The sequence below is a fragment of the Pseudomonas meliae genome (assembly GCF_001400515.1).
Lineage (GTDB): Bacteria > Pseudomonadota > Gammaproteobacteria > Pseudomonadales > Pseudomonadaceae > Aquipseudomonas > Aquipseudomonas amygdali.
In genome coordinates this window covers 1-336 of record NZ_LJQT01000447.1, presented here as the reverse complement: position 1 = coordinate 336, position 336 = coordinate 1, and the positions used below count along the sequence as shown (strand labels likewise).

Annotated in this window: 1 protein-coding gene; it reads right to left on the bottom strand. The window is 59.5% G+C overall.

From position 1 onward, the window contains the following. Window positions 1–32 precede the first annotated feature (32 nt). A partial coding sequence (locus ALO64_RS20565; RefSeq protein ID WP_328586227.1) for a hypothetical protein occupies window positions 33–336 on the bottom strand: 304 nt, incomplete at its 5' end.

Sequence of the window (336 nt, the reverse complement as noted above, 5' to 3'; positions counted from 1 at the left end):
TCTTCATGATGAGTTGCTTTGCTGTTTGCGTTTTACACCGGACGTGGATCGCTCGGCTGTACTGACGGTGCCGCTGTGGGAGCTGACTTTGGGAGGGTGTTTTCCTCTTTCCAGCGCTGATCGAAGCCCAATAGGTTGTGCAAGGTCGGGGGCACCTCGCCAGGCGCGTCAAGCTTGCCAATGCGCACAGCGCTGTCGCCTTCGAGCTTGAAGGCAATGTGCTCTCTCGAAACCGGCTCGCCACCAGAGCGGTTGATGCCATTGCCCGTGCCGATCGGCAGCAGGCCCTCGGGGGTAATGGCGTTAAACACCATCGAAGGCCCATCGTCACGGCCA